Raw genomic sequence first — 26,986 nt, forward strand, 5'->3', positions numbered from 1 at the left:
TTACTGTGGGGACTGATCGATGTGGTATTCCACGTTTACAGTGTGCTGTATTCCGTTGCTGTTGGCCGTTACAACTATTGGGTAGGTGCGGTCGAAGTAACCTGAGCCGCAACCGGTGAGGGTTCCGATGGCTCCGAGCGAGGAGAGGATGAGGAGCGAGTGGATGATGAGGCGAGTGAGTTTGCGGCTGGAGCGACGCGAGTAGCGCAGGCCGAGGAGAGGCAGGAGGAAGAGGCCGAATGCGATGTGCGAGAGCCGGCGCGACCGATCCTGCGGAGAGTCGAGTGAGGCGAGCTTACGGGTGGCTACGGTGAGGGTGATGTCCATTGGGCCAGCGTACTGATCGATGGACGACGGCGAGAAAGTATAGGTTGCGAGGATGGGACCGCTCGGGCTGGCGGAGAGATTGATGGTTCCGGGGTAGTAGCCGCCGAGGGGCGTGACGTGGAAGGTGTACTGACGGGTGGTGCCGTAGATGCCTTCGACGGTTTGGGCGCTGGTGAGGACGATGGTGAAGTCGAGCGGAACGATGGTGATGGTGGTTGCACCTGATGCGGCAGAGACGGTGCTGGAGGTGAAGTCAACGTCTCCGCTGTAGACGGCCGTGATGGTATGGATCCCTACGGTGAGACCCGTGGTGGTGAATGTGGCGACGTCACTGCTGTTGAGGGTTGCTGTGTTGAGCGCCGTTCCGTTGTCAAAGAAGGTGACCGTTCCAGTCGGTGTTCCGGAGGTCGTTGAGGCTACGGTGGCGGTGAAAGTTACCGGCAGGGCGAAGTGGATGTCGGTTGTGCTGAGGGTCAGCGTTGTGACGGTGGGTGCTTTGTTGATGGTCAGCATTCCGTTCTGCACGGTCTGCAGGTAATCGGTGACGTTGGTTCCGGTTGCAGCAGGAATGATTGGATACTGTCCTGGCTGAGAGAGTGTGCTTGCGGAGTTGGAGAAGATTTCCGTGAAGGTATCTCCGTCAAGCATGCCGGTGATGGTACCCGTGAAGACGGGGTTCGGTTGGCCGTAGAGCCTCGTAAAGTTGTTCGCTGTGATGTTGAGCGTGGCCTGGTCGATAGTGAGGGTTCCGTTGGAATAGACGATGTTGTAGTCGCTGAGATTTGTACCGGTCGCTACGGGAATGATGGGATAGGTGCCAATTTGCGAGCTGATCGTTGCGGGAGTGCTTTCGGTTACTGTGAAGGTGTCACCGTCGACTGCTCCTACGGTGGTGGCTGTGAATGTCGGATTGGGGGTCCCGTACTCACGGCTAGCGTTGGCGGCTGTTACGTTCAGCGTAGCCTGCGTGACGGTGAGAACTCCGTTCACGTAGGTCACGTTATAGTCGCTGAGGTTGGTACCGGTCGCGACTGGCACGATGGGGTAGTTGCCGATCGGCGAGGATTGGGTTGCGTTCGTGCTCTCGGTGAAGACAAAGGTGTCGCCATTGACCGCGCCGACGGATGTTGCCGAGAAGGCCGGGTTCGGAGAGCCATAGATGCGGCTGATGCTTCCGGCTGTAACGGTCAAGCTTGCCTGGCCGATGGTGAGAGTTCCGTTGTTGTAGACGACGTTGTAGTTGCTGAGGTTTGCTCCCGCAGCGACAGGAACGATTGGGTAAGTGCCGACGGGCGATGCGGTAGTGGCTGTGGTGGTTTCGGTGTAGGTGAAGGTATCGTTGTTCTCGACTCCCGTAGCCGAGGCGGTGAAGGTGGGGTTAGGAGATCCGTAGGTGCGGTTGGCATCAGCAGCGGTGACGGTCAAGGTCGCCTTGCCTACGGTCAGAGTTCCATTGACATAGACGACGTTGTAGTCGGTGATGTTGGTGCCGCTGGCTGTCGGAACGATTGGATACGTGCCAACGGGAGACGCTTGGGTTGCAGTGGTTGTTTCGTTGAAGGTGAAGGTGTCGCCGTTCTGCGCGCCGGCTGCGGATGCATTGAACGTCGGGTTTGGAGCGCCGTAGGTGCGGTTCGCATCGGCAGCAGTGACGGTGAGGGTGGCCTGGGTGATGGTGAGAGTTCCGTTGTCATAGACGACGTTGTAGTCGCTGAGGTTGGTGCCCGATGCCAGCGGAACGATTGCGTAGGTGCCAACAGGAGAGGTCGCGATCGCCGAAGTGCTCTCAGTGAAGGTGAAGGTATCGCCGTTTACTGCGCCAGCCGCACTAGCGGAGAAGGCTGGATTCGTGGCGCCGTATGTTCTGGTGGCGTTCGCGGCAGTGACCGTCAGAGTGGCCTGGGTGACGGTAAGGGTTCCGTTGTTGTAAACGACGTTGTAGTCGTTGAGGTTGGTGCCGATCGCAGTGGGAACGATTGCGTAAGTTCCTACCGGAGAGGCCGCGGTGGCAGAGGTGGTCTCGGAGAAGGTGAAGGTGTCGCCATTGGCAGCGCCGCTGGCAGATGCGGAGAAGGTTGGGTTCGCTGCACCGTAGGCACGGCTGGCATCCGCTGCTGTGACCGTCAGGTTCGCCTTGCCGATGGTGAGAGTGCCGTTGACGTAGGTGACGTTGTAGTCGTTGATGTTGGTGCCCGTGGCAACCGGGGTGATGGCGTAGGTGCCGGGGGCCGATGCGATGGTTGCCGGGGTGCTTTCAGTGAAGGCGAAGGTGTCGCCGTTCTGTGCTCCAGTGGCGGAAGCAGAGAAGGCTGGGTTGGGTACACCGTAAGTACGGCTTGCGTCGGCTGCAGTGACGGTGAGGTTTGCCTTGCCGATGGTGAGAGTTCCGTTGACGTAGGTCACGTTGTAGTCGTTGATGTTGGTGCCTGTGGCTACTGGGGTGATGGCGTAGGTGCCTGGAGCAGACGCTATGGTTGCCGGGGTGCTTTCAGTGAAGGTAAAGGTATCGCCGTTCTGTGCTCCGCTGGCTGATGCAGAGAAGGTCGGATTGGAAGTTCCGTAAGTGCGGTTCGCGTCAGCTGCAGTGACGGTCAGGTTTGCCTTGCCGATGGTGAGCGTTCCGTTGACGTAGACGACTGTGTAGTTGCTGATATTAGCGCCGGTGGCTACCGGGGTGATGGCGTAGGTGCCTGGAGCAGACGTTATGGTTGCTGGGGTGCTTTCAGTGAAGGTAAAGGTATCGCCGTTTTGTGCTCCAGTGGCTGATGCAGTGAAGGTCGGGTTGGGAGTTCCGTAAGTGCGGTTCGCGTTGGCGGCTGTGACCGTCAGTGAAGCTTGGCCGATCGAGAGAGTTCCATTGACATAGACGACGGTGTAGTTCGAGAGATTTGCTCCCGAAGCTGTGGGAACAATGGGATAGTTTCCGACTGGTGAACTCGTGGTAGCAGAGGTGGTCTCGGAGAAGGTGAAGGTGTCGCCATTGGCAGCGCCGCTGGCAGATGCGGAGAAGGCTGGGTTCGCTGAACCGTAGGCACGGCTGGCGTCAGCTGCGGTGACGGTCAGGGTTGCCTTGCCGATCGTGAGAGTTCCGTTGACGTAGGTGACGTTGTAGTCGTTGATGTTGGCGCCTGTGGCTACCGGGGTGATGGCGTAGGTGCCAGGGGCGGACGATATGGTGGCCGGGGTGCTTTCAGTGAAGGTGAAGGTGTCGCCGTTCTGCGCGCCCGTGGCGGAGGCAGAGAAGACCGGGTTAGCTACACCGTAGGCACGGCTGGCGTCTGCTGCGGTGACGGTCAGGTTTGCCTTGCCGATGGTAAGGGTGCCGTTGACGTATACGACGGTGTAATCGTTGATGTTGGCGCCCGTGGCAACGGGAACGATTGAGTAAGTGCCAGGTGCTGAACTCGTCGTAGCAGAGGTGCTTTCAGTGAAGGTGAAGGTGTCGCCGTTCTGCGCGCCCGTGGCGGAGGCAGAGAAGGCCGGGTTAGCGATACCGTAGGCTCGGCTGGCGTCTGCGGCGGTGACGGTCAGGGTTGCCTTGCCGATGGTGAGAGTTCCGTTGACGTAGGTCACGTTGTAGTCGTTGATATTGGCGCCTGTGGCTACCGGGGTGATGGCGTAGGTGCCAGGAGCAGAAGCTATGGTTGCCGGGGTGCTTTCAGTGAAGGTGAAGGTGTCGCCGTTCTGCGCGCCGGTGGCGGAGGCAGAGAAGGCTGGGTTAGCTACACCATAGTTGCGGCTGGCGTCAGCTGCGGTGACGGTCAGGGTTGCCTTGCCAATGGTAAGGGTGCCGTTGACGTATACGACGGTGTAGTTGCCGATGTTGGTGCCTGAGGCTACCGGGGTGATGGCGTAGGTGCCAGGAGCAGAAGCTATGGTTGCCGGGGTGCTTTCGGTAAAGGTGAAGGTGTCGCCGTTCTGCGCGCCCGTGGCGGAGGCAGAGAAGGCTGGGTTAGTTACACCGTATGCTCGGCTGGCGTCAGCTGCGGTGACAGTGAGAGTGGCTTTGCCGACGGTGAGTGTGCCGTTGACGTATGTGACGGTGTAGTTCGATAGATTCGCGCCAGATGCGACGGGGACGATCGGATAGGTTCCGATTGGCGATGACGTTGTTGCGGTGGTGGTCTCAGAGAAAGTGAAGGAGTCGCCGTTCTGTGCGCCGGCTGCAGATGCGGAGAAGACAGGGTTGGCGGCGCCGAACGGACGGCTGGCATCGGCGGCGGTGACCGTGAGGGTGGCCGAGGTAATGGTCAGTGTTCCGTTGACATAGACGACGTTGTAGTCGTTGATGTTGGCCCCGGTGGCAACGGGAACGATTGAGTAGCTGCCCGTAGGTGAGGTAGCGGTAGCGGTAGTGCTCTCGGTGAAGGTGAAGGTGTCGCCGTTCTGTGCGCCGGTTGCTGATGCGGAGAAGGTCGGGTTCGGGGCTCCGTAGGCTCGGGTGGCGTTGGCAGCAGTGACGGTGAGGGTTACTTTGCCGACGGTGAGGGTGCCATTGGTTGCGGCAACGGTGTAATTTGAGAGAGCGGTACCGACTGCAGTGGGGACGATGGGGTATGCGCCTGCGGGAGAGGTCGTCGTGGCGGTCGTGGAGAAACTCTCGGTAAATGTGTCTCCGTTGACCGCTCCGGTAATGGTTCCAGTGAAGGTGGGATTGGCACTTCCATAGGGTCGGCTGAAGCTGTCAGCGGTGACGGTGAGGACGGCGGGGGTGATGGTGATCTGTGCGGTGGCGGACTGGCCGGCGTAGTCGGCGGTGTCGCTGGGGGTGAAGGTGGCGATGACCGGGACCGCAGGTCCAACCTGGAGGACGCCGGCGGGGCTGTAGGTGAAGGATCCGGGGATGGAGGCGGTGGCGGTGAGGGTGGGGCTGCCGAGGGCGGTGCCGTAGACGGCGGACTGGTTCTTCCAGGTGATGGTGTAGGCGGAGGCGGTGGCCTGGGTGATGGTGAGGGTTCCGGCGGTGTAGGTGAAGGTGTAGTTCTTGGCCGCGAGGGTCCCGGCGGCGGCGGTGATGGGGTAGGTGCCGACGGGGCTGGTGACGGTGTCGGTGGAGGTCAACGAGGCTGCACCGGTGACGACGGCCTGGGTGTCTCCGTTGACGAAGCCTGCGATGGTGGCGGTGAAGGCCGGGTCAGCGGCGCCGAAGGCGCGGGTGGCGTTGTTGGCGGTGACGGTGAGGACCGCAGGGGTGATGGTGATCTGCGCGGTGGCGGACTGGCCGGCGTAGTCGGCGGTGTCGCTGGGGGTGAAGGTGGCGATGACCGGGACCGCGGGTCCGACCTGGAGGACGCCGGCGGGGCTGTAGGTGAAGGATCCCGGGATGGAGGCGGTGGCGGTGAGGGTGGTCGAGCCGAGGGCGGTGCCGTAGACCGCGGACTGGTTCTTCCAGGTGATGGTGTAGGCGGAGGCGGTGGCCTGGGTGATGGTGAGGGTTCCGGCGGTGTAGGTGAAGGTGTAGTTCTTGGCGGCGAGGGTTCCGGCGGCGGCGGTGATGGGGTAGGTGCCGACGGGGCTGGTGACGGTGTCGGTCGAGGTCAACGAGGCTGCACCGGTGACGACGGCCTGGGTGTCTCCGTTGACGAAGCCTGCGATGGTGGCGGTGAAGGCTGGGTCAGCGGCGCCGAAGGCGCGGGTGGCGTTGTTGGCGGTGACGGTCAACACGGCAGGGGTGATGGTGATCTGCGCGGTGGCGGACTGGCCGGCGTAGTCGGCGGTGTCGCTGGGGGTGAAGGTGGCGATGACCGGGACCGCAGGTCCGACCTGGAGGACGCCGGCGGGGCTGTAGGTGAAGGATCCGGGGATGGAGGCGGTGGCGGTGAGGGTGGGGCTGCCGAGGGCGGTGCCGTAGACGGCGGACTGGTTCTTCCAGGTGATGGTGTAGGCGGAGGCGGTGGCCTGGGTGATGGTGAGGGTTCCGGCGGTGTAGGTGAAGGTGTAGTTCTTGGCCGCGAGGGTTCCGGCGGCGGCGGTGATGGGATAGGTGCCGACGGGCGAGGTGACGGTGTCGGTCGAGGTCAGGGTAGCGGAGCCGGTGACGACGGCCTGGGTGTCTCCGTTGACGAAGCCGGCGATGGTGGCGGTGAAGGCCGGGTCAGCGGCGCCGAAGGCGCGGGTGGCGTTGTTGGCGGTGACGGTCAACACGGCGGGGGTGATGGTGATCTGCGCGGTGGCGGACTGGCCGGCGTAGTCGGCGGTGTCGCTGGGGGTGAAGGTGGCGATGACCGGGACGGCGGGTCCAACCTGGAGGACGCCGGCGGGGCTGTAGGTGAAGGATCCCGGGATGGAGGCGGTGGCGGTGAGGGTGGGGCTGCCGAGGGCGGTGCCGTAGACGGCGGACTGGTTCTTCCAGGTGATGGTGTAGGCGGAGGCGGTGGCCTGGGTGATGGTGAGGGTTCCGGCGGTGTAGGTGAAGGTGTAGTTCTTGGCGGCCAGTGTTCCGGCGGCGGCGGTGATGGGGTAGGTGCCGACGGGGCTGGTGACGGTGTCGGTGGAAGTCAACGAGGCTGCACCGGTGACGACGGCCTGGGTGTCTCCGTTGACGAAGCCTGCGATGGTGGCGGTGAAGGCCGGGTCAGCGGCGCCGAAGGCGCGGGTGGCGTTGTTGGCGGTGACGGTGAGGACCGCAGGGGTGATGGTGATCTGCGCGGTGGCGGACTGGCCGGCGTAGTCGGCGGTGTCGCTGGGGGTGAAGGTGGCGATGACCGGGACGGCGGGTCCAACCTGGAGGACGCCGGCGGGGCTGTAGGTGAAGGATCCCGGGATGGAGGCGGTGGCGGTGAGGGTGGGGCTGCCGAGGGCGGTGCCGTAGACGGCAGACTGGTTCTTCCAGGTGATGGTGTAGGCGGAGGCGGTGGCCTGGGTGATGGTGAGGGTTCCGGCGGTGTAGGTGAAGGTGTAGTTCTTGGCGGCGAGGGTTCCGGCGGCGGCGGTGATGGGGTAGGTGCCGACGGGGCTGGTGACGGTGTCGGTCGAGGTCAACGAGGCTGCACCGGTGACGACGGCGGTGGTGTCTCCGTTGACGAAGCCTGCGATGGTGGCGGTGAAGGCTGGGTCAGCGGCGCCGAAGGCGCGGGTGGCGTTGTTGGCGGTGACGGTCAACACGGCTGGGGTGATGGTGATCTGCGCGGTGGCGGACTGGCCGGCGTAGTCGGCGGTGTCGCTGGGGGTGAAGGTGGCGATGACCGGGACGGCGGGTCCAACCTGGAGGACGCCGGCGGGGCTGTAGGTGAAGGATCCCGGGATGGAGGCGGTGGCGGTGAGGGTGGGGCTGCCGAGGGCGGTGCCGTAGACGGCAGACTGGTTCTTCCAGGTGATGGTGTAGGCGGATGCGGTGGCCTGGGTGATGGTGAGGGTTCCGGCGGTGTAGGTGAAGGTGTAGTTCTTGGCGGCGAGGGTTCCGGCGGCGGCGGTGATGGGGTAGGTGCCGACGGGGCTGGTGACGGTGTCGGTCGAGGTCAGCGAGGCTGCACCGGTGACGACGGCGGTGGTGTCTCCGTTGACGAAGCCTGCGATGGTGGCGGTGAAGGTCGGGTCAGCGGCGCCGAAGGCGCGGGTGGCGTTGTTGGCGGTGACGGTGAGGACGGCGGGGGTGATGGTGATCTGTGCGGTGGCGGACTGGCCGGCGTAGTCGGCGGTGTCGCTGGGGGTGAAGGTGGCGATGACCGGGACGGCGGGTCCAACCTGGAGGACGCCGGCGGGGCTGTAGGTGAAGGATCCGGGGATCGACGCGGTGGCGGTGAGGGTGGTCGAGCCGAGGGCGGTGCCGTAGACGGCGGACTGGTTCTTCCAGGTGATGGTGTAGGCGGATGCGGTGGCCTGGGTGATGGTGAGGGTGCCGGCGGTGTAGGTGAAGGTGTAGTTCTTGGCGGCGAGGGTTCCGGCGGCGGCGGTGATGGGGTAGGTGCCGACGGGGCTGGTGACGGTGTCGGTCGAGGTCAAGGACGCGGTGCCGGTGACGACGGCGGTGGTGTCTCCGTTGACGAAGCCTGCGATGGTGGCGGTGAAGGCCGGGTCAGCGGCGCCGAAGGCGCGGGTGGCGTTGTTGGCGGTGACGGTGAGGACGGCGGGGGTGATGGTGATCTGTGCGGTGGCGGACTGGCCGGCGTAGTCGGCGGTGTCGCTGGGGGTGAAGGTGGCGATGACCGGGACCGCAGGTCCGACCTGGAGGACGCCGGCGGGGCTGTAGGTGAAGGATCCGGGGATGGAGGCGGTGGCGGTGAGGGTGGGGCTGCCGAGGGCGGTGCCGTAGACGGCGGACTGGTTCTTCCAGGTGATGGTGTAGGCGGAGGCGGTGGCCTGGGTGATGGTGAGGGTTCCGGCGGTGTAGGTGAAGGTGTAGTTCTTGGCCGCGAGGGTCCCGGCGGCGGCGGTGATGGGATAGGTGCCGACGGGCGAGGTGACGGTGTCGGTCGAGGTCAGGGTAGCGGAGCCGGTGACGACGGCCTGGGTGTCTCCGTTGACGAAGCCGGCGATGGTGGCGGTGAAGGCCGGGTCAGCGGCGCCGAAGGCGCGGGTGGCGTTGTTGGCGGTGACCGTCAACACGGCGGGGGTGATGGTGATCTGCGCGGTGGCGGACTGGCCGGCGTAGTCGGCGGTGTCGCTGGGGGTGAAGGTGGCGATGACCGGGACGGCGGGTCCAACCTGGAGGACGCCGGCGGGGCTGTAGGTGAAGGATCCCGGGATGGAGGCGGTGGCGGTGAGGGTGGGGCTGCCGAGGGCGGTGCCGTAGACGGCAGACTGGTTCTTCCAGGTGATGGTGTAGGCGGATGCGGTGGCCTGGGTGATGGTGAGGGTTCCGGCGGTGTAGGTGAAGGTGTAGTTCTTGGCGGCGAGGGTTCCGGCGGCGGCGGTGATGGGGTAGGTGCCGACGGGGCTGGTGACGGTGTCGGTCGAGGTCAACGAGGCTGCACCGGTGACGACGGCCTGGGTGTCTCCGTTGACGAAGCCTGCGATGGTGGCGGTGAAGGCCGGGTCAGCGGCGCCGAAGGCGCGGGTGGCGTTGTTGGCGGTGACGGTGAGGACGGCGGGGGTGATGGTGATCTGTGCGGTGGCGGACTGGCCGGCGTAGTCGGCGGTGTCGCTGGGGGTGAAGGTGGCGATGACCGGGACCGCAGGTCCGACCTGGAGGACGCCGGCGGGGCTGTAGGTGAAGGATCCGGGGATGGAGGCGGTGGCGGTGAGGGTGGGGCTGCCGAGGGCGGTGCCGTAGACGGCGGACTGGTTCTTCCAGGTGATGGTGTAGGCGGAGGCGGTGGCCTGGGTGATGGTGAGGGTTCCGGCGGTGTAGGTGAAGGTGTAGTTCTTGGCCGCGAGGGTCCCGGCGGCGGCGGTGATGGGATAGGTGCCGACGGGCGAGGTGACGGTGTCGGTCGAGGTCAGGGTAGCGGAGCCGGTGACGACGGCCTGGGTGTCTCCGTTGACGAAGCCGGCGATGGTGGCGGTGAAGGCCGGGTCAGCGGCGCCGAAGGCGCGGGTGGCGTTGTTGGCGGTGACCGTCAACACGGCGGGGGTGATGGTGATCTGCGCGGTGGCGGACTGGCCGGCGTAGTCGGCGGTGTCGCTGGGGGTGAAGGTGGCGATGACCGGGACGGCGGGTCCGACCTGGAGGACGCCGGCGGGGTTGTAGGTGAAGGATCCGGGGATCGACGCGGTGGCGGTGAGGGTGGGGCTGCCGAGGGCGGTGCCGTAGACGGCCGACTGGTTCTTCCAGGTGATGGTGTAGGCGGAGGCGGTGGCCTGGGTGATGGTGAGGGTTCCGGCGGTGTAGGTGAAGGTGTAGTTCTTGGCGGCGAGGGTTCCGGCGGCGGCGGTGATGGGGTAGGTGCCGACGGGGCTGGTGACGGTGTCGGTCGAGGTCAGCGAGGCTGCACCGGTGACGACGGCGGTGGTGTCTCCGTTGACGAAGCCGGCGATGGTGGCGGTGAAGGTCGGGTCAGCGGCGCCGAAGGCGCGGGTGGCGTTGTTGGCGGTGACGGTGAGGACGGCGGGGGTGATGGTGATCTGTGCGGTGGCGGACTGGCCGGCGTAGTCGGCGGTGTCGCTGGGGGTGAAGGTGGCGATGACCGGGACGGCGGGTCCGACCTGGAGGACGCCGGCGGGGTTGTAGGTGAAGGATCCGGGGATCGACGCGGTGGCGGTGAGGGTGGGGCTGCCGAGGGCGGTGCCGTAGACGGCCGACTGGTTCTTCCAGGTGATGGTGTAGGCGGAGGCGGTGGCCTGGGTGATGGTGAGGGTTCCGGCGGTGTAGGTGAAGGTGTAGTTCTTGGCGGCGAGGGTTCCGGCGGCGGCGGTGATGGGGTAGGTGCCGACGGGGCTGGTGACGGTGTCGGTCGAGGTCAGCGAGGCTGCACCGGTGACGACGGCGGTGGTGTCTCCGTTGACGAAGCCGGCGATGGTGGCGGTGAAGGTCGGGTCAGCGGCGCCGAAGGCGCGGGTGGCGTTGTTGGCGGTGACGGTGAGGACGGCGGGGGTGATGGTGATCTGTGCGGTGGCGGACTGGCCGGCGTAGTCGGCGGTGTCGCTGGGGGTGAAGGTGGCGATGACCGGGACGGCGGGTCCGACCTGGAGGACGCCGGCGGGGCTGTAGGTGAAGGATCCGGGGATCGACGCGGTGGCGGTGAGGGTGGTCGAGCCGAGGGCGGTGCCGTAGACGGCGGACTGGTTCTTCCAGGTGATGGTGTAGGCGGAGGCAGTGGCCTGGGTGATGGTGAGGGTTCCGGCGGTGTAGGTGAAGGTGTAGTTCTTGGCGGCGAGGGTCCCGGCGGCGGCGGTGATGGGGTAGGCGCCGACGGGCGAGGTGACGGTGTCGGTGGAGGTCAAGGACGCGGTGCCGGTAACGACGGAGGTGGTGTCTCCGTTGACGAAGCCTGCGATGGTGGCGGTGAAGGCCGGGTCAGCGGCGCCGAAGGCGCGGGTGGCGTTGTTGGCGGTGACGGTGAGGACCGCTGGGGTGATGGTGATCTGTGCGGTGGCGGACTGGCCGGCGTAGTCGGCGGTGTCGCTGGGGGTGAAGGTGGCGATGACCGGGACCGCAGGTCCGACCTGGAGGACGCCGGCGGGGCTGTAGGTGAAGGATCCGGGGATGGAGGCGGTGGCGGTGAGGGTGGTCGAGCCGAGGGCGGTGCCGTAGACGGCGGACTGGTTCTTCCAGGTGATGGTGTAGGCGGATGCGGTGGCCTGGGTGATGGTGAGGGTGCCGGCGGTGTAGGTGAAGGTGTAGTTCTTGGCGGCGAGGGTTCCGGCGGCGGCGGTGATGGGGTAGGTGCCGACGGGGCTGGTGACGGTGTCGGTGGAAGTCAACGAGGCTGCACCGGTGACGACGGCCTGGGTGTCTCCGTTGACGAAGCCGGCGATGGTGGCGGTGAAGGCCGGGTCAGCGGCGCCGAAGGCGCGGGTGGCGTTGTTGGCGGTGACGGTGAGGACCGCTGGGGTGATGGTGATCTGCGCGGTGGCGGACTGGCCGGCGTAGTCGGCGGTGTCGCTGGGGGTGAAGGTGGCGATGACCGGGACGGCGGGTCCAACCTGGAGGACGCCGGCGGGGCTGTAGGTGAAGGATCCCGGGATGGAGGCGGTGGCGGTGAGGGTGGGGCTGCCGAGGGCGGTGCCGTAGACGGCAGACTGGTTCTTCCAGGTGATGGTGTAGGCGGAGGCGGTGGCCTGGGTGATGGTGAGGGTTCCGGCGGTGTAGGTGAAGGTGTAGTTCTTGGCGGCGAGGGTTCCGGCGGCGGCGGTGATGGGGTAGGTGCCGACGGGGCTGGTGACGGTGTCGGTCGAGGTCAACGAGGCTGCACCGGTGACGACGGCCTGGGTGTCTCCGTTGACGAAGCCTGCGATGGTGGCGGTGAAGGCTGGGTCAGCGGCGCCGAAGGCGCGGGTGGCGTTGTTGGCGGTGACGGTGAGGACCGCTGGGGTGATGGTGATCTGTGCGGTGGCGGACTGGCCGGCGTAGTCGGCGGTGTCGCTGGGGGTGAAGGTGGCGATGACCGGGACGGCGGGTCCAACCTGGAGGACGCCGGCGGGGCTGTAGGTGAAGGATCCCGGGATGGACGCGGTGGCGGTGAGGGTGGGGCTGCCGAGGGCGGTGCCGTAGACGGCGGACTGGTTCTTCCAGGTGATGGTGTAGGCGGATGCGGTGGCCTGGGTGATGGTGAGGGTTCCGGCGGTGTAGGTGAAGGTGTAGTTCTTGGCGGCGAGGGTTCCGGCGGCGGCGGTGATGGGGTAGGTGCCGACGGGGCTGGTGACGGTGTCGGTCGAGGTCAACGAGGCTGCACCGGTGACGACGGCCTGGGTGTCTCCGTTGACGAAGCCTGCGATGGTGGCGGTGAAGGCTGGGTCAGCGGCGCCGAAGGCGCGGGTGGCGTTGTTGGCGGTGACGGTGAGGACCGCTGGGGTGATGGTGATCTGTGCGGTGGCGGACTGGCCGGCGTAGTCGGCGGTGTCGCTGGGGGTGAAGGTGGCGATGACCGGGACGGCGGGTCCAACCTGGAGGACGCCGGCGGGGCTGTAGGTGAAGGATCCCGGGATGGACGCGGTGGCGGTGAGGGTGGGGCTGCCGAGGGCGGTGCCGTAGACGGCGGACTGGTTCTTCCAGGTGATGGTGTAGGCGGATGCGGTGGCCTGGGTGATGGTGAGGGTTCCGGCGGTGTAGGTGAAGGTGTAGTTCTTGGCGGCGAGGGTCCCGGCGGCGGCGGTGATGGGATAGGTGCCGACGGGCGAGGTGACGGTGTCGGTCGAGGTCAGGGTAGCGGAGCCGGTGACGACGGCCTGGGTGTCTCCGTTGACGAAGCCTGCGATGGTGGCGGTGAAGGCCGGGTCAGCGGCGCCGAAGGCGCGGGTGGCGTTGTTGGCGGTGACGGTCAACACGGCTGGGGTGATGGTGATCTGCGCGGTGGCGGACTGGCCGGCGTAGTCGGCGGTGTCGCTGGGGGTGAAGGTGGCGATGACCGGGACGGCGGGTCCGACCTGGAGGACGCCGGCGGGGTTGTAGGTGAAGGATCCGGGGATGGAGGCGGTGGCGGTGAGGGTGGTCGAGCCGAGGGCGGTGCCGTAGACGGCGGACTGGTTCTTCCAGGTGATGGTGTAGGCGGATGCGGTGGCCTGGGTGATGGTGAGGGTGCCGGCGGTGTAGGTGAAGGTGTAGTTCTTGGCGGCGAGGGTTCCGGCGGCGGCGGTGATGGGGTAGGTGCCGACGGGGCTGGTGACGGTGTCGGTGGAAGTCAACGAGGCTGCACCGGTGACGACGGCCTGGGTGTCTCCGTTGACGAAGCCGGCGATGGTGGCGGTGAAGGTCGGGTCAGCGGCGCCGAAGGCGCGGGTGGCGTTGTTGGCGGTGACGGTGAGGACCGCTGGGGTGATGGTGATCTGCGCGGTGGCGGACTGGCCGGCGTAGTCGGCGGTGTCGCTGGGGGTGAAGGTGGCGATGACCGGGACGGCGGGTCCAACCTGGAGGACGCCGGCGGGGCTGTAGGTGAAGGATCCCGGGATGGAGGCGGTGGCGGTGAGGGTGGGGCTGCCGAGGGCGGTGCCGTAGACGGCGGACTGGTTCTTCCAGGTGATGGTGTAGGCGGAGGCAGTGGCCTGGGTGATGGTGAGGGTTCCGGCGGTGTAGGTGAAGGTGTAGTTCTTGGCGGCGAGGGTCCCGGCGGCGGCGGTGATGGGGTAGGCGCCGACGGGCGAGGTGACGGTGTCGGTGGAGGTCAAGGACGCGGTGCCGGTAACGACGGAGGTGGTGTCTCCGTTGACGAAGCCTGCGATGGTGGCGGTGAAGGCCGGGTCAGCGGCGCCGAAGGCGCGGGTGGCGTTGTTGGCGGTGACGGTGAGGACGGCTGGGGTGATGGTGATCTGTGCGGTGGCGGACTGGCCGGCGTAGTCGGCGGTGTCGCTGGGGGTGAAGGTGGCGATGACCGGGACCGCAGGTCCGACCTGGAGGACGCCGGCGGGGCTGTAGGTGAAGGATCCGGGGATGGAGGCGGTGGCGGTGAGGGTGGTCGAGCCGAGGGCGGTGCCGTAGACGGCGGACTGGTTCTTCCAGGTGATGGTGTAGGCCGAGGCGGTGGCCTGGGTGATGGTGAGGGTTCCGGCGGTGTAGGTGAAGGTGTAGTTCTTGGCGGCCAGTGTTCCGGCGGCGGCGGTGATGGGGTAGGTGCCGACGGGGCTGGTGACGGTGTCGGTGGAGGTCAGGGCAGCGGAGCCGGTGACGACGGCCTGGGTGTCTCCGTTGACGAAGCCTGCGATGGTGGCGGTGAAGGCCGGGTCAGCGGCGCCGAAGGCGCGGGTGGCGTTGTTGGCGGTGACGGTGAGGACCGCTGGGGTGATGGTGATCTGCGCGGTGGCGGACTGGCCGGCGTAGTCGGCGGTGTCGCTGGGGGTGAAGGTGGCGATGACCGGGACGGCGGGTCCAACCTGGAGGACGCCGGCGGGGCTGTAGGTGAAGGATCCCGGGATGGAGGCGGTGGCGGTGAGGGTGGGGCTGCCGAGGGCGGTGCCGTAGACGGCAGACTGGTTCTTCCAGGTGATGGTGTAGGCGGAGGCGGTGGCCTGGGTGATGGTGAGGGTTCCGGCGGTGTAGGTGAAGGTGTAGTTCTTGGCGGCGAGGGTTCCGGCGGCGGCGGTGATGGGGTAGGTGCCGACGGGGCTGGTGACGGTGTCGGTCGAGGTCAACGAGGCTGCACCGGTGACGACGGCCTGGGTGTCTCCGTTGACGAAGCCTGCGATGGTGGCGGTGAAGGCTGGGTCAGCGGCGCCGAAGGCGCGGGTGGCGTTGTTGGCGGTGACGGTCAACACGGCAGGGGTGATGGTGATCTGCGCGGTGGCGGACTGGCCGGCGTAGTCGGCGGTGTCGCTGGGGGTGAAGGTGGCGATGACCGGGACGGCGGGTCCAACCTGGAGGACGCCGGCGGGGCTGTAGGTGAAGGATCCCGGGATGGAGGCGGTGGCGGTGAGGGTGGGGCTGCCGAGGGCGGTGCCGTAGACGGCGGACTGGTTCTTCCAGGTGATGGTGTAGGCGGATGCGGTGGCCTGGGTGATGGTGAGGGTGCCGGCGGTGTAGGTGAAGGTGTAGTTCTTGGCGGCGAGGGTTCCGGCGGCGGCGGTGATGGGGTAGGTGCCGACGGGGCTGGTGACGGTGTCGGTCGAGGTCAAGGACGCGGTGCCGGTGACGACGGCGGTGGTGTCTCCGTTGACGAAGCCTGCGATGGTGGCGGTGAAGGCCGGGTCAGCGGCGCCGAAGGCGCGGGTGGCGTTGTTGGCGGTGACGGTGAGGACCGCTGGGGTGATGGTGATCTGTGCGGTGGCGGACTGGCCGGCGTAGTCGGCGGTGTCGCTGGGGGTGAAGGTGGCGATGACCGGGACGGCGGGTCCAACCTGGAGGACGCCGGCGGGGCTGTAGGTGAAGGATCCCGGGATGGAGGCGGTGGCGGTGAGGGTGGGGCTGCCGAGGGCGGTGCCGTAGACGGCGGACTGGTTCTTCCAGGTGATGGTGTAGGCGGATGCGGTGGCCTGGGTGATGGTGAGGGTGCCGGCGGTGTAGGTGAAGGTGTAGTTCTTGGCGGCGAGGGTTCCGGCGGCGGCGGTGATGGGGTAGGTGCCGACGGGGCTGGTGACGGTGTCGGTCGAGGTCAAGGACGCGGTGCCGGTGACGACGGCGGTGGTGTCTCCGTTGACGAAGCCTGCGATGGTGGCGGTGAAGGCCGGGTCAGCGGCGCCGAAGGCGCGGGTGGCGTTGTTGGCGGTGACGGTGAGGACGGCGGGGGTGATGGTGATCTGTGCGGTGGCGGACTGGCCGGCGTAGTCGGCGGTGTCGCTGGGGGTGAAGGTGGCGATGACCGGGACCGCAGGTCCGACCTGGAGGACGCCGGCGGGGCTGTAGGTGAAGGATCCGGGGATGGAGGCGGTGGCGGTGAGGGTGGGGCTGCCGAGGGCGGTGCCGTAGACGGCGGACTGGTTCTTCCAGGTGATGGTGTAGGCGGAGGCGGTGGCCTGGGTGATGGTGAGGGTTCCGGCGGTGTAGGTGAAGGTGTAGTTCTTGGCCGCGAGGGTCCCGGCGGCGGCGGTGATGGGATAGGTGCCGACGGGCGAGGTGACGGTGTCGGTCGAGGTCAGGGTAGCGGAGCCGGTGACGACGGCCTGGGTGTCTCCGTTGACGAAGCCGGCGATGGTGGCGGTGAAGGCCGGGTCAGCGGCGCCGAAGGCGCGGGTGGCGTTGTTGGCGGTGACCGTCAACACGGCGGGGGTGATGGTGATCTGCGCGGTGGCGGACTGGCCGGCGTAGTCGGCGGTGTCGCTGGGGGTGAAGGTGGCGATGACCGGGACGGCGGGTCCGACCTGGAGGACGCCGGCGGGGCTGTAGGTGAAGGATCCGGGGATCGACGCGGTGGCGGTGAGGGTGGTCGAGCCGAGGGCGGTGCCGTAGACGGCGGACTGGTTCTTCCAGGTGATGGTGTAGGCGGAGGCAGTGGCCTGGGTGATGGTGAGGGTTCCGGCGGTGTAGGTGAAGGTGTAGTTCTTGGCGGCGAGGGTCCCGGCGGCGGCGGTGATGGGGTAGGCGCCGACGGGCGAGGTGACGGTGTCGGTGGAGGTCAAGGACGCGGTGCCGGTAACGACGGAGGTGGTGTCTCCGTTGACGAAGCCTGCGATGGTGGCGGTGAAGGCCGGGTCAGCGGCGCCGAAGGCGCGGGTGGCGTTGTTGGCGGTGACGGTGAGGACCGCTGGGGTGATGGTGATCTGTGCGGTGGCGGACTGGCCGGCGTAGTCGGCGGTGTCGCTGGGGGTGAAGGTGGCGATGACCGGGACCGCAGGTCCGACCTGGAGGACGCCGGCGGGGCTGTAGGTGAAGGATCCGGGGATGGAGGCGGTGGCGGTGAGGGTGGTCGAGCCGAGGGCGGTGCCGTAGACGGCGGACTGGTTCTTCCAGGTGATGGTGTAGGCGGATGCGGTGGCCTGGGTGATGGTGAGGGTGCCGGCGGTGTAGGTGAAGGTGTAGTTCTTGGCGGCGAGGGTTCCGGCGGCGGCGGTGATGGGGTAGGTGCCGACGGGGCTGGTGACGGTGTCGGTGGAAGTCAACGAGGCTGCACCGGTGACGACGGCCTGGGTGTCTCCGTTGACGAAGCCGGCGATGGTGGCGGTGAAGGCCGGGTCAGCGGCGCCGAAGGCGCGGGTGGCGTTGTTGGCGGTGACGGTGAGGACCGCTGGGGTGATGGTGATCTGCGCGGTGGCGGACTGGCCGGCGTAGTCGGCGGTGTCGCTGGGGGTGAAGGTGGCGATGACCGGGACGGCGGGTCCAACCTGGAGGACGCCGGCGGGGCTGTAGGTGAAGGATCCCGGGATGGAGGCGGTGGCGGTGAGGGTGGGGCTGCCGAGGGCGGTGCCGTAGACGGCAGACTGGTTCTTCCAGGTGATGGTGTAGGCGGAGGCGGTGGCCTGGGTGATGGTGAGGGTTCCGGCGGTGTAGGTGAAGGTGTAGTTCTTGGCGGCGAGGGTTCCGGCGGCGGCGGTGATGGGGTAGGTGCCGACGGGGCTGGTGACGGTGTCGGTCGAGGTCAACGAGGCTGCACCGGTGACGACGGCCTGGGTGTCTCCGTTGACGAAGCCTGCGATGGTGGCGGTGAAGGCTGGGTCAGCGGCGCCGAAGGCGCGGGTGGCGTTGTTGGCGGTGACGGTGAGGACCGCTGGGGTGATGGTGATCTGTGCGGTGGCGGACTGGCCGGCGTAGTCGGCGGTGTCGCTGGGGGTGAAGGTGGCGATGACCGGGACGGCGGGTCCAACCTGGAGGACGCCGGCGGGGCTGTAGGTGAAGGATCCCGGGATGGACGCGGTGGCGGTGAGGGTGGGGCTGCCGAGGGCGGTGCCGTAGACGGCGGACTGGTTCTTCCAGGTGATGGTGTAGGCGGATGCGGTGGCCTGGGTGATGGTGAGGGTTCCGGCGGTGTAGGTGAAGGTGTAGTTCTTGGCGGCGAGGGTTCCGGCGGCGGCGGTGATGGGGTAGGTGCCGACGGGGCTGGTGACGGTGTCGGTCGAGGTCAACGAGGCTGCACCGGTGACGACGGCCTGGGTGTCTCCGTTGACGAAGCCTGCGATGGTGGCGGTGAAGGCTGGGTCAGCGGCGCCGAAGGCGCGGGTGGCGTTGTTGGCGGTGACGGTGAGGACCGCTGGGGTGATGGTGATCTGTGCGGTGGCGGACTGGCCGGCGTAGTCGGCGGTGTCGCTGGGGGTGAAGGTGGCGATGACCGGGACGGCGGGTCCAACCTGGAGGACGCCGGCGGGGCTGTAGGTGAAGGATCCCGGGATGGACGCGGTGGCGGTGAGGGTGGGGCTGCCGAGGGCGGTGCCGTAGACGGCGGACTGGTTCTTCCAGGTGATGGTGTAGGCGGATGCGGTGGCCTGGGTGATGGTGAGGGTTCCGGCGGTGTAGGTGAAGGTGTAGTTCTTGGCGGCGAGGGTTCCGGCGGCGGCGGTGATGGGGTAGGTGCCGACGGGGCTGGTGACGGTGTCGGTCGAGGTCAACGAGGCTGCACCGGTGACGACGGCCTGGGTGTCTCCGTTGACGAAGCCTGCGATGGTGGCGGTGAAGGCCGGGTCAGCGGCGCCGAAGGCGCGGGTGGCGTTGTTGGCGGTGACGGTGAGGACCGCAGGGGTGATGGTGATCTGCGCGGTGGCGGACTGGCCGGCGTAGTCGGCGGTGTCGCTGGGGGTGAAGGTGGCGATGACCGGGACGGCGGGTCCAACCTGGAGGACGCCGGCGGGGCTATAGGTGAAGGATCCCGGGATGGAGGCGGTGGCGGTGAGGGTGGGGCTGCCGAGGGCGGTGCCGTAGACGGCAGACTGGTTCTTCCAGGTGATGGTGTAGGCGGATGCGGTGGCCTGGGTGATGGTGAGGGTTCCGGCGGTGTAGGTGAAGGTGTAGTTCTTGGCGGCCAGGGTTCCGGCGGCGGCGGTGATGGGGTAGGTGCCGACGGGGCTGGTGACGGTGTCGGTCGAGGTCAACGACGCTGCACCGGTGACGACGGCCTGGGTGTCTCCGTTGACGAAGCCGGCGATGGTGGCGGTGAAGGCCGGGTCAGCGGCGCCGAAGGCGCGGGTGGCGTTGTTGGCGGTGACGGTGAGGACGGCGGGGGTGATGGTGATCTGTGCGGTGGCGGACTGGCCGGCGTAGTCGGCGGTGTCGCTGGGGGTGAAGGTGGCGATGACCGGGACGGCGGGTCCGACCTGGAGGACGCCGGCGGGGCTGTAGGTGAAGGATCCGGGGATCGACGCGGTGGCGGTGAGGGTGGTCGAGCCGAGGGCGGTGCCGTAGACGGCGGACTGGTTCTTCCAGGTGATGGTGTAGGCGGAGGCAGTGGCCTGGGTGATGGTGAGGGTTCCGGCGGTGTAGGTGAAGGTGTAGTTCTTGGCGGCGAGGGTCCCGGCGGCGGCGGTGATGGGGTAGGCGCCGACGGGCGAGGTGACGGTGTCGGTGGAGGTCAAGGACGCGGTGCCGGTAACGACGGAGGTGGTGTCTCCGTTGACGAAGCCTGCGATGGTGGCGGTGAAGGCCGGGTCAGCGGCGCCGAAGGCGCGGGTGGCGTTGTTGGCGGTGACGGTGAGGACGGCTGGGGTGATGGTGATCTGTGCGGTGGCGGACTGGCCGGCGTAGTCGGCGGTGTCGCTGGGGGTGAAGGTGGCGATGACCGGGACCGCAGGTCCGACCTGGAGGACGCCGGCGGGGCTGTAGGTGAAGGATCCGGGGATGGAGGCGGTGGCGGTGAGGGTGGTCGAGCCGAGGGCGGTGCCGTAGACCGCGGACTGGTTCTTCCAGGTGATGGTGTAGGCGCCCTTGTTGATAGTGAGGGAGCCGTTGGTGTAGGTGAAGGTGTAGTTGGTGGAGGCGAGCGTCCCGGGAGCAGCGGTGATGGTGTAGACGCCTGCGGTCGCGGGAGCTGCAGGTGTGGTGGTCAGTGACGGTGTTCCAGTGGTGGAGTTAGCCTGAGTGTCGCTGTTGAGGAAGCCACTGATGGTGGCGGTATAGGTTGGGTCGGCGGTGCCGTACGGGATGGTGTAGCTGTTGGCCGTAACGGTGAGGACCGCTGGCGTGACGGTGAGGGTTCCGTTGACGTAGACGACGGTGTAGTTGCCGAGGTTGGTGCCGGAAGCCGTGGGCACGATGTTGTAGGCGCCGACGGGGCTGGTGGCTGTGGCGGTGGTGGTCTCGGAGAAGGTGAATGTGTCACCGTTCATGGCGCCGGTGGCTGTGGCCGAGAAGGTGGGGTTCGCTGCGCCGTAGACGCGGGTCGCGTTGCCGGCGGTTACGGTGAGGGTTCCCTTGTTGATAGTGAGGGAGCCGTTGGTGTAGGTGAAGGTGTAGTTGGTGGAGGCGAGGGTTCCGGCAGCTGCGGTGATGGTATAGATGCCTGCGGCGGTGGGAGCTGCAGGTGCGGTGGTCAGTGAAGGTGTGCCGGTGGTGGAGTTAGCTTGGGTATCGCTGTTGAGGAAGCCACTGATCGTGGCGGTATAGGTTGGGTCTGCCGTGCCGTAAGGGACGGTGTAGCTGTTAGCGGTAACTACGAGATTCGCCTTAGTGATGCTGAGGGTTCCGTTGACGTAGACGACGGTGTAGTTGCCGAGGTTGGTGCCGGAAGCCGTGGGGACAATGTTGTAGGTGCCGACGGGGCTGGTGGCTGTGGCGGTGGTGGTCTCGGAGAAGGTGAATGTGTCACCGTTCATGGCGCCGGTGGCGGTGGCCGAGAAGGTGGGGTTAGCCGCGCCGTAGACGCGGGTCGCGTTGCCGGCGGTTACGGTAAGGATTCCCTTGTTGATGGTGAGGGAGCCGTTGACGTAAGTGAAGGTGTAGTTGGTGGAGGCGAGGGTGCCCGGTGCAGCTGTGATGGTGTAGGTGTTCGGAGCAGAGGGAGCCGCAGGGGTAGTGGTCAGCGATGGGGAGCCAGTGGTGGCTGAGGCGGTGGTGTCGCCGTTGAGGAAGCCGGTGATGGTTGCGGTGTAGGTCGGATCCGCGGTGCCGTAGGGGATGGTGTAGCTGTTCGCCGTGACGGTGACGTTGGCTTTGGTAACGGTGAGAGTGCCGTTGACGTAGACGACGGTGTAGTTGCCGAGGTTGGCGCCGGAAGCTGTGGGAACGATGTTGTAAGTGCCGGCTGGCGAGGTAACGGTAGCGGTGGTGGTTTCGGAGAAGGTGAAGGTGTCACTGTTCATGGCGCCGGTGGCGGTGGCCGTGAACGTGGGGTTCGCAGCTCCGTAGGCGCGGGTGGCGCTGCCAGCGGTGACAGTGAGTGTGCCCTTGGTGATGGTGAGAGAACCGTTGACGTAAGTGAAGGTGTAGTTGGTGGAGGTTAGCGAGCCAGCGGCAGCGGTGATGGTGTAAGTGTTCGGAGCAGAGGGAGCCGCGGGGGTGGTGGTCAGTGATGGGGAGCCTGTGGTGGCTGAGGCGGTGGTGTCTCCGTTGACGAAGCCGGAGATGGTTGCGGTGTAGGTCGGGTCCGCGGTGCCGTAGGCGATGGTGTAGCTATTCGCTGTCACGGCGAGATTGGCTTTGGTAACGGTGAGAGTGCCGTTGACGTAGACGACGTTGTAGTTGCCGAGGTTGGCGCCCGAGGCGGTAGGGACGATGTTGTAGGTGCCGACGGGGCTTGTGGCTGTGGCGGTGGTGGTCTCGGAGAAGGTGAAGGTGTCACTGTTCATGGCGCCGGTGGCGGTGGCGGTGAACGTTGGGTTCGCTGCGCCGTAGACACGGGTGGCGCTGCCGGCGGTGACGGTGAGAGTGCCCTTGGTGATGGTGAGAGAACCGTTGACGTAGTTAAAGGTGTAGTTGGCGGAGGCGAGGGTGCCGGCGGCAGCGGTGATGGTGTAGGTGTTGGGAGCTGAGGGAACCGCAGGGGTAGTGGTCAGTGAGGGAGAGCCGGTGGTGGCGGTGGCTGCGGTGTCTCCGTTGACGAAGCCGGAGATGGTGGCGGCATAGGTTGGATCTGCGGTGCCGTAGGGAATGGTGTAGCTGCTGGCGGTGACGGTGAGGGCACGCTGATCGACATTTATTTGGACGGAGGCCGTAGCAGTGGTGTAGTCGACCGTGTCAGTGGGGGTGAAGGTGACAGTGAGAGTGTGAGGGCCTGCAGAGAGAATTGTGCCTGCGGCTGGGCTGTAGGAGAAGGCGCCTCCAACTGAAGCCGTCGCGTTCAACTGGCCTGCGGGGCTTTGAACGAGTGCCGTACCGTAGGTGATGTCGGCTGGATTCGCCCAGGTGATGACTGGGGTCGCTTTGGTTATCGAGAGTATTCCGGTGGCGAAGGTCAAACTGTAGTTTGACGACGCTAGCGTTCCGGGGCCTGCGGTGATGGTGTAGTTGTTCACCGTCGTGGGAGATGCCGGAGTGGTTGTCAACGAGGGATTGCCTGTGTAAGCGGTTGAAGCGGTATCCCCGTTGACGTAGCCCGTCACGGTGTAGGTGTAGGGAGGAACTGCTGTTCCGTAGACGACGGTTTCGTTGTTAGCCGTGAAGAGCAGTGTCTGTTTGGTAACAAGGATGTTCACCGATCCCGTGGCTGATCCAAAGGCCGGATTAGTTGGGGTGAACTGGACGCTGAGCGTATTGGTGCCGGCGGGAAGTACTGTGCCGGCAGGCGGGGTGTAGACATAACTGCCTGGGATGACGGTCGGGGTGGCAGCGGTGTTAAGCGCCATCGCCACGATGACGACGTTGCGGTTATTCGGAAGAGTAATGCTCTGGACCGTTTTGGTGTTATCTAGTGGGATTTGGTAGCCGTAGAGATAGGTCGTACCTGCGGTAGAACCGCCGCTGCCGGTGTTTCTGATCGTCGTGGTGGAAACGATGCTCTCGCCAGTGACGGGAGTGAAGGGAGTGGTCGGTGTCCAGCTATCAAGACTTATGGTTGCGAATGCGGTGGTTCCATCGGTGTAGGTAATGGTGAAACGTTGCGAAGTCTGTCCGACTGTGGTCGCAGCGCCGATCATGGTTAAACCGGTGAAGACACCCTGAGGAAGTGCGATGGTTGTGCTTGTAACGGCGTCTGGAAGATTCGCAGGTCCTAGAGAGTAGGTCTGGCCATTCCAGGTGATGGAGGTGCCGACCTGATTAGAGGAATAAGCGTTTCCGGCGTTATCGAAGCCTCCGGTTGAGAACACAGATCCATTCGACTGGAAGGCGTTGACGCGATAGTAGGAGGAAAGAGAGACGGAAGTGACGCTTGGAGTCGTCTCGGCGACGGCGTTGAGTTGTGTGGAACTGAGCGGGGTGCCGTATGTGATTGGGGCGGGCGTTGGCCAGACGATTACGGTCGAGCTTGCTGGATTGACGAGCAGGGGTACGGATGCGGTGGCGGAGGTGTAGTTGGTTGTGTCGGTCGGGGTGAAGTTGGCGTTTAGAGTGTTCTCGCCCGTCGGCAGAACAGTGCCAGATACGGGGTTATAAACGAGATTGCCCAGGATGGGAGGAGAGACCATGTCCATGGCAAGGATCGAGACGTCCCCTGGCCCGTTGTATGCGGGAAGCGTGATGCTCGCAGCAATTTTCGAACTGTTTAGAGGAATTTGATAGCCATAGACGCAGGTTAAGTGGGCGTCCTGGCCGCCACCGGAGGTGTTGCGATAGGGGACGCAGGTGATTTCCGACTCCCCGGCGAAGTTCTGAGGGAAGACCCAGTCACTCAGGCTTTGCGTATAGGTCGAGGTTGTTCCGTCGGTATAGGTGATGATGAATGGGTTCGCCGAGGTAGTATTGTTGACCATCGCACCAAGCAAATTGATGCTGGCATAGAATCCGGCCGGAAGGGGGATAGTCAGCGTTGTCCCCGTGCTGCTCAGACCCGCGACTGCATCGGGTGCATTGGCAGGTCCCAGTTGATAGGTGATGTTGTTCCAGGTGACGGACGTTCCCAACAAATTCGCTGAGTAGGAATTTCCGCTTTGGTCGAAACCGCCGCTAAAGGTCCTGCCATCGGAGTTGATCGCGTTGATGTTGTAATACGAGGTCAACGGGACGGGAGTGTAGACGGCCACTGTTGCATCAAGTTGTATGTTGCTCAATGGCGTGGGGAAGGTGATGGGCGCGGGCGAAGGCCAGTTGATCTGGGGGACTGCTTGGTTCACGACGAGCGTAACGCTACTGGTCGCCGAATTGTAGCTCGTGCTGTTTGCAGCACTCGGCGTGAAGGTGACGTTCAGCGTGTAAGTGCCGACTTGCAGCAGCGTGTAAGGGGCGATGCTGTAGGCAAATGTTCCCGCAACTGTCGTTGTTGCATTCTCCTGCACGGGCGAGACCAGCGTGCCGTAGTTGATCGGGGCCGGAGTAGGCCAGGTGATCACGGGCGTGGCCTTCGTAACCGAATAGGGCACAGGCGAAGAGGTGCTGGTTAGAAAGTTCTTGTCACTGTTCGACAGGTTGTAGCTTGCCGTGAGGCTATCGGTCCCACCAGGCAGGGAGGTTACGTTGAGGGTTGCGACTCCACTCGTAAGTTTGCTGGTGCCCAGAACGGTGGTGCCATTCAAGAAGGTGACGAGATCGTTGTTCGTGGTGTAGTTGCCCAGAGAGAAGGGGGTCAACGTGGCAGAGAGTACGACCTGCTGGCCAAAAGGGGTCGTCGAGGGATTGGTCCCCAGCAGGGTCAAAGTTGAGATTGGGGTTCCGGTCAGGGCAATCGTGGTAGAGGTACTTGCTTTGAAGAAGGTCTCTCCTGGATAAGCCGCGTCGACGTTGTGTGTGTTGGCTGCTCCTTCAGGAACGTTGGGTGTTTTGAGCGTGGCCTGCGCGGTTTGGGTGATCTGGTCGAGAAGGATCGAGACTTTACCGTTGCCCGTAGTTGGGTTTGGCGTTGGCGTCGCAATGTCTGGAAACCCGTCGCTGTTAAAATCTCCTGCCAGGGTGGCAGTTCCATTTGCTCCAACCGAGAAGCTGGCTGGGGTTCCAAAAGTTCCGTCGCCATTTCCGAGCAGAACACTTTGCGTCTGATTACCGGTTCCGGCTGGATTTATAACCGTTAAGTCGGCGTTACCGTCTCCATTGAAGTCTGCGAGAGCGATTGCGGTCGGGCCAGTTCCGGCAGCGTAGGCTACCGCTGTTTTGAAGGTCTTGGTTGCGTCACCGAGAAGAATGCTGACCGTGTTATCGCCCGAGCTGCAGATGGCGAGATCGATTTTTCCGTCGCCGTTGAAGTCTCCGGCGACGAGACCCATGGGAGAGGTTCCGGCAGCGAAGGGGGAGCCTGTGGGCTGGGTGAAACCTCCTGTGCTATTGCCTTCGAGAATGGTGACCGTGTTCGAGCCATTGTTGGTTACAGCGATATCGAGATTAGCGTCGGTGTTAAAGTGCGAGACGATGAGACTGGTGGGAGTTGTGCCAACGGCGATGGGCGAGCCGAGGGCTGCACTGAAAGTTCCGCTGCCACTGTTGAGAAGAATTGTGACGTTATTGCTGGTCTGGTTTGCAATGGCGAGGTCGGCGTTTCCATCATTGTTGAAATCGCCGACAGCGACCGACACTGGTCCGGTTCCGGCGGCGTAGTTGACCGCTGTCTGGAATCCTCCACCTGCCTTGCCCAGGAAGATGCTTACATTGTTGCTGCCGAAGTTGGCTACTGCGATATCGAGGATGCCGTCGCTGTTGAAGTCGCCAACGGCTACACCGGTTGGTGTCGTTCCGGCGGTCAGCGCAGTTGCAGCGGCGAAGGTTCCGGTCCCGGTGCCAAGGAAGATGTTGACGACGTTTCCGGAGGCGACGGCGATGTCCAGAGTGCCGTTGTTTTTAAAGTCGCCCAGAGCTGCGCCTCGCGGCGGCGTTGCTGTGAAGGCGCCGGTAAAAGTCGCGGCGGGGAATGTCTGTGTGGATACTGGTGCTCCCAAGGGCGCGGTGCCGAAGACGTAGTTGCCGTTTGAAGTGTCCTGGAAGGAGACGGCGGCGGCAGGAGAGAGGTCCATTCCGCCTTTGGCTGCGACCGCAGCCGCGAGGGTGTAGCCTGGGTTGCCCGCGGTGCCGGTGCTGGTGAGGGTTGTTCCGGTGATGTAAGTCCCTGTAACGGTGAGGGGTTGAGCGGAGGAAGTGCTCGTAGTGTAGAGATTGGTGCCGCTGAAGATGGCTTTGTAGCTGTGGTTCCCGACGGCGGGTGCCAGGTGCAGGACGGCGGTGCCGCCGGAGGTGAGTTGAGCCGTTCCAAGGACCGCTGAGTTTACGCAGAAGGCAGCCGAAGCATCGCAAAAAGTTACCAAACCTGGGGAGACAGGCGTGCTTAAACCGGTCGTAACAGTGGCCGTGAAGGTCACGACGGTTCCACTGGCAACGGAGGATGAAGATAATGTCAGGTCCGTCGTTGTTGAGGCGCCGAAAGCAAGGCTGGCAGGCGTTGCTACAGCCGCCAGAAGCATGGCGACCACGGTCGAGAAAACACGTGAGAAAGTACGCGCGCCGAACTTTTGATTGCCTAAAAAGCGACTAGAGGTAGAGCAGTGTGACGACATTCGTATCTCCGTGACGACCAGTGACAGACAGGAAGACTTTTCAGACAGACAGGTGCTCTTACGCAAAATTTCGGGTGGTTTGTGGCCACCTTCGATCTCGTGCGTTTTTTTAAGAAGACTTTTGAGAGAGAACTTTTTTGGAGTTGCTAGAGCCCGGAGAGAACCAAGAACTTTTTTTGCTGTTCTTATCAGGCCAAGGTGTTCGCCG

General features: G+C 65.1%; 1 protein-coding gene. It reads right to left on the reverse strand.

Features of this window, described 5'->3' with window-relative positions; genetic code table 11:
- Positions 1 to 26,685 carry an MBG domain-containing protein gene (locus RBB76_RS11825; RefSeq protein ID WP_433963548.1) on the reverse strand — a complete coding sequence of 8,895 codons (26,685 nt, stop codon included), beginning with the start codon at positions 26,683 to 26,685 and terminating at the stop codon, positions 1 to 3.
- Positions 26,686 to 26,986 lie beyond the last annotated feature (301 nt).

The organism is Tunturiibacter psychrotolerans (assembly GCF_051013365.1).
Lineage (GTDB): Bacteria > Acidobacteriota > Terriglobia > Terriglobales > Acidobacteriaceae > Edaphobacter > Edaphobacter psychrotolerans_A.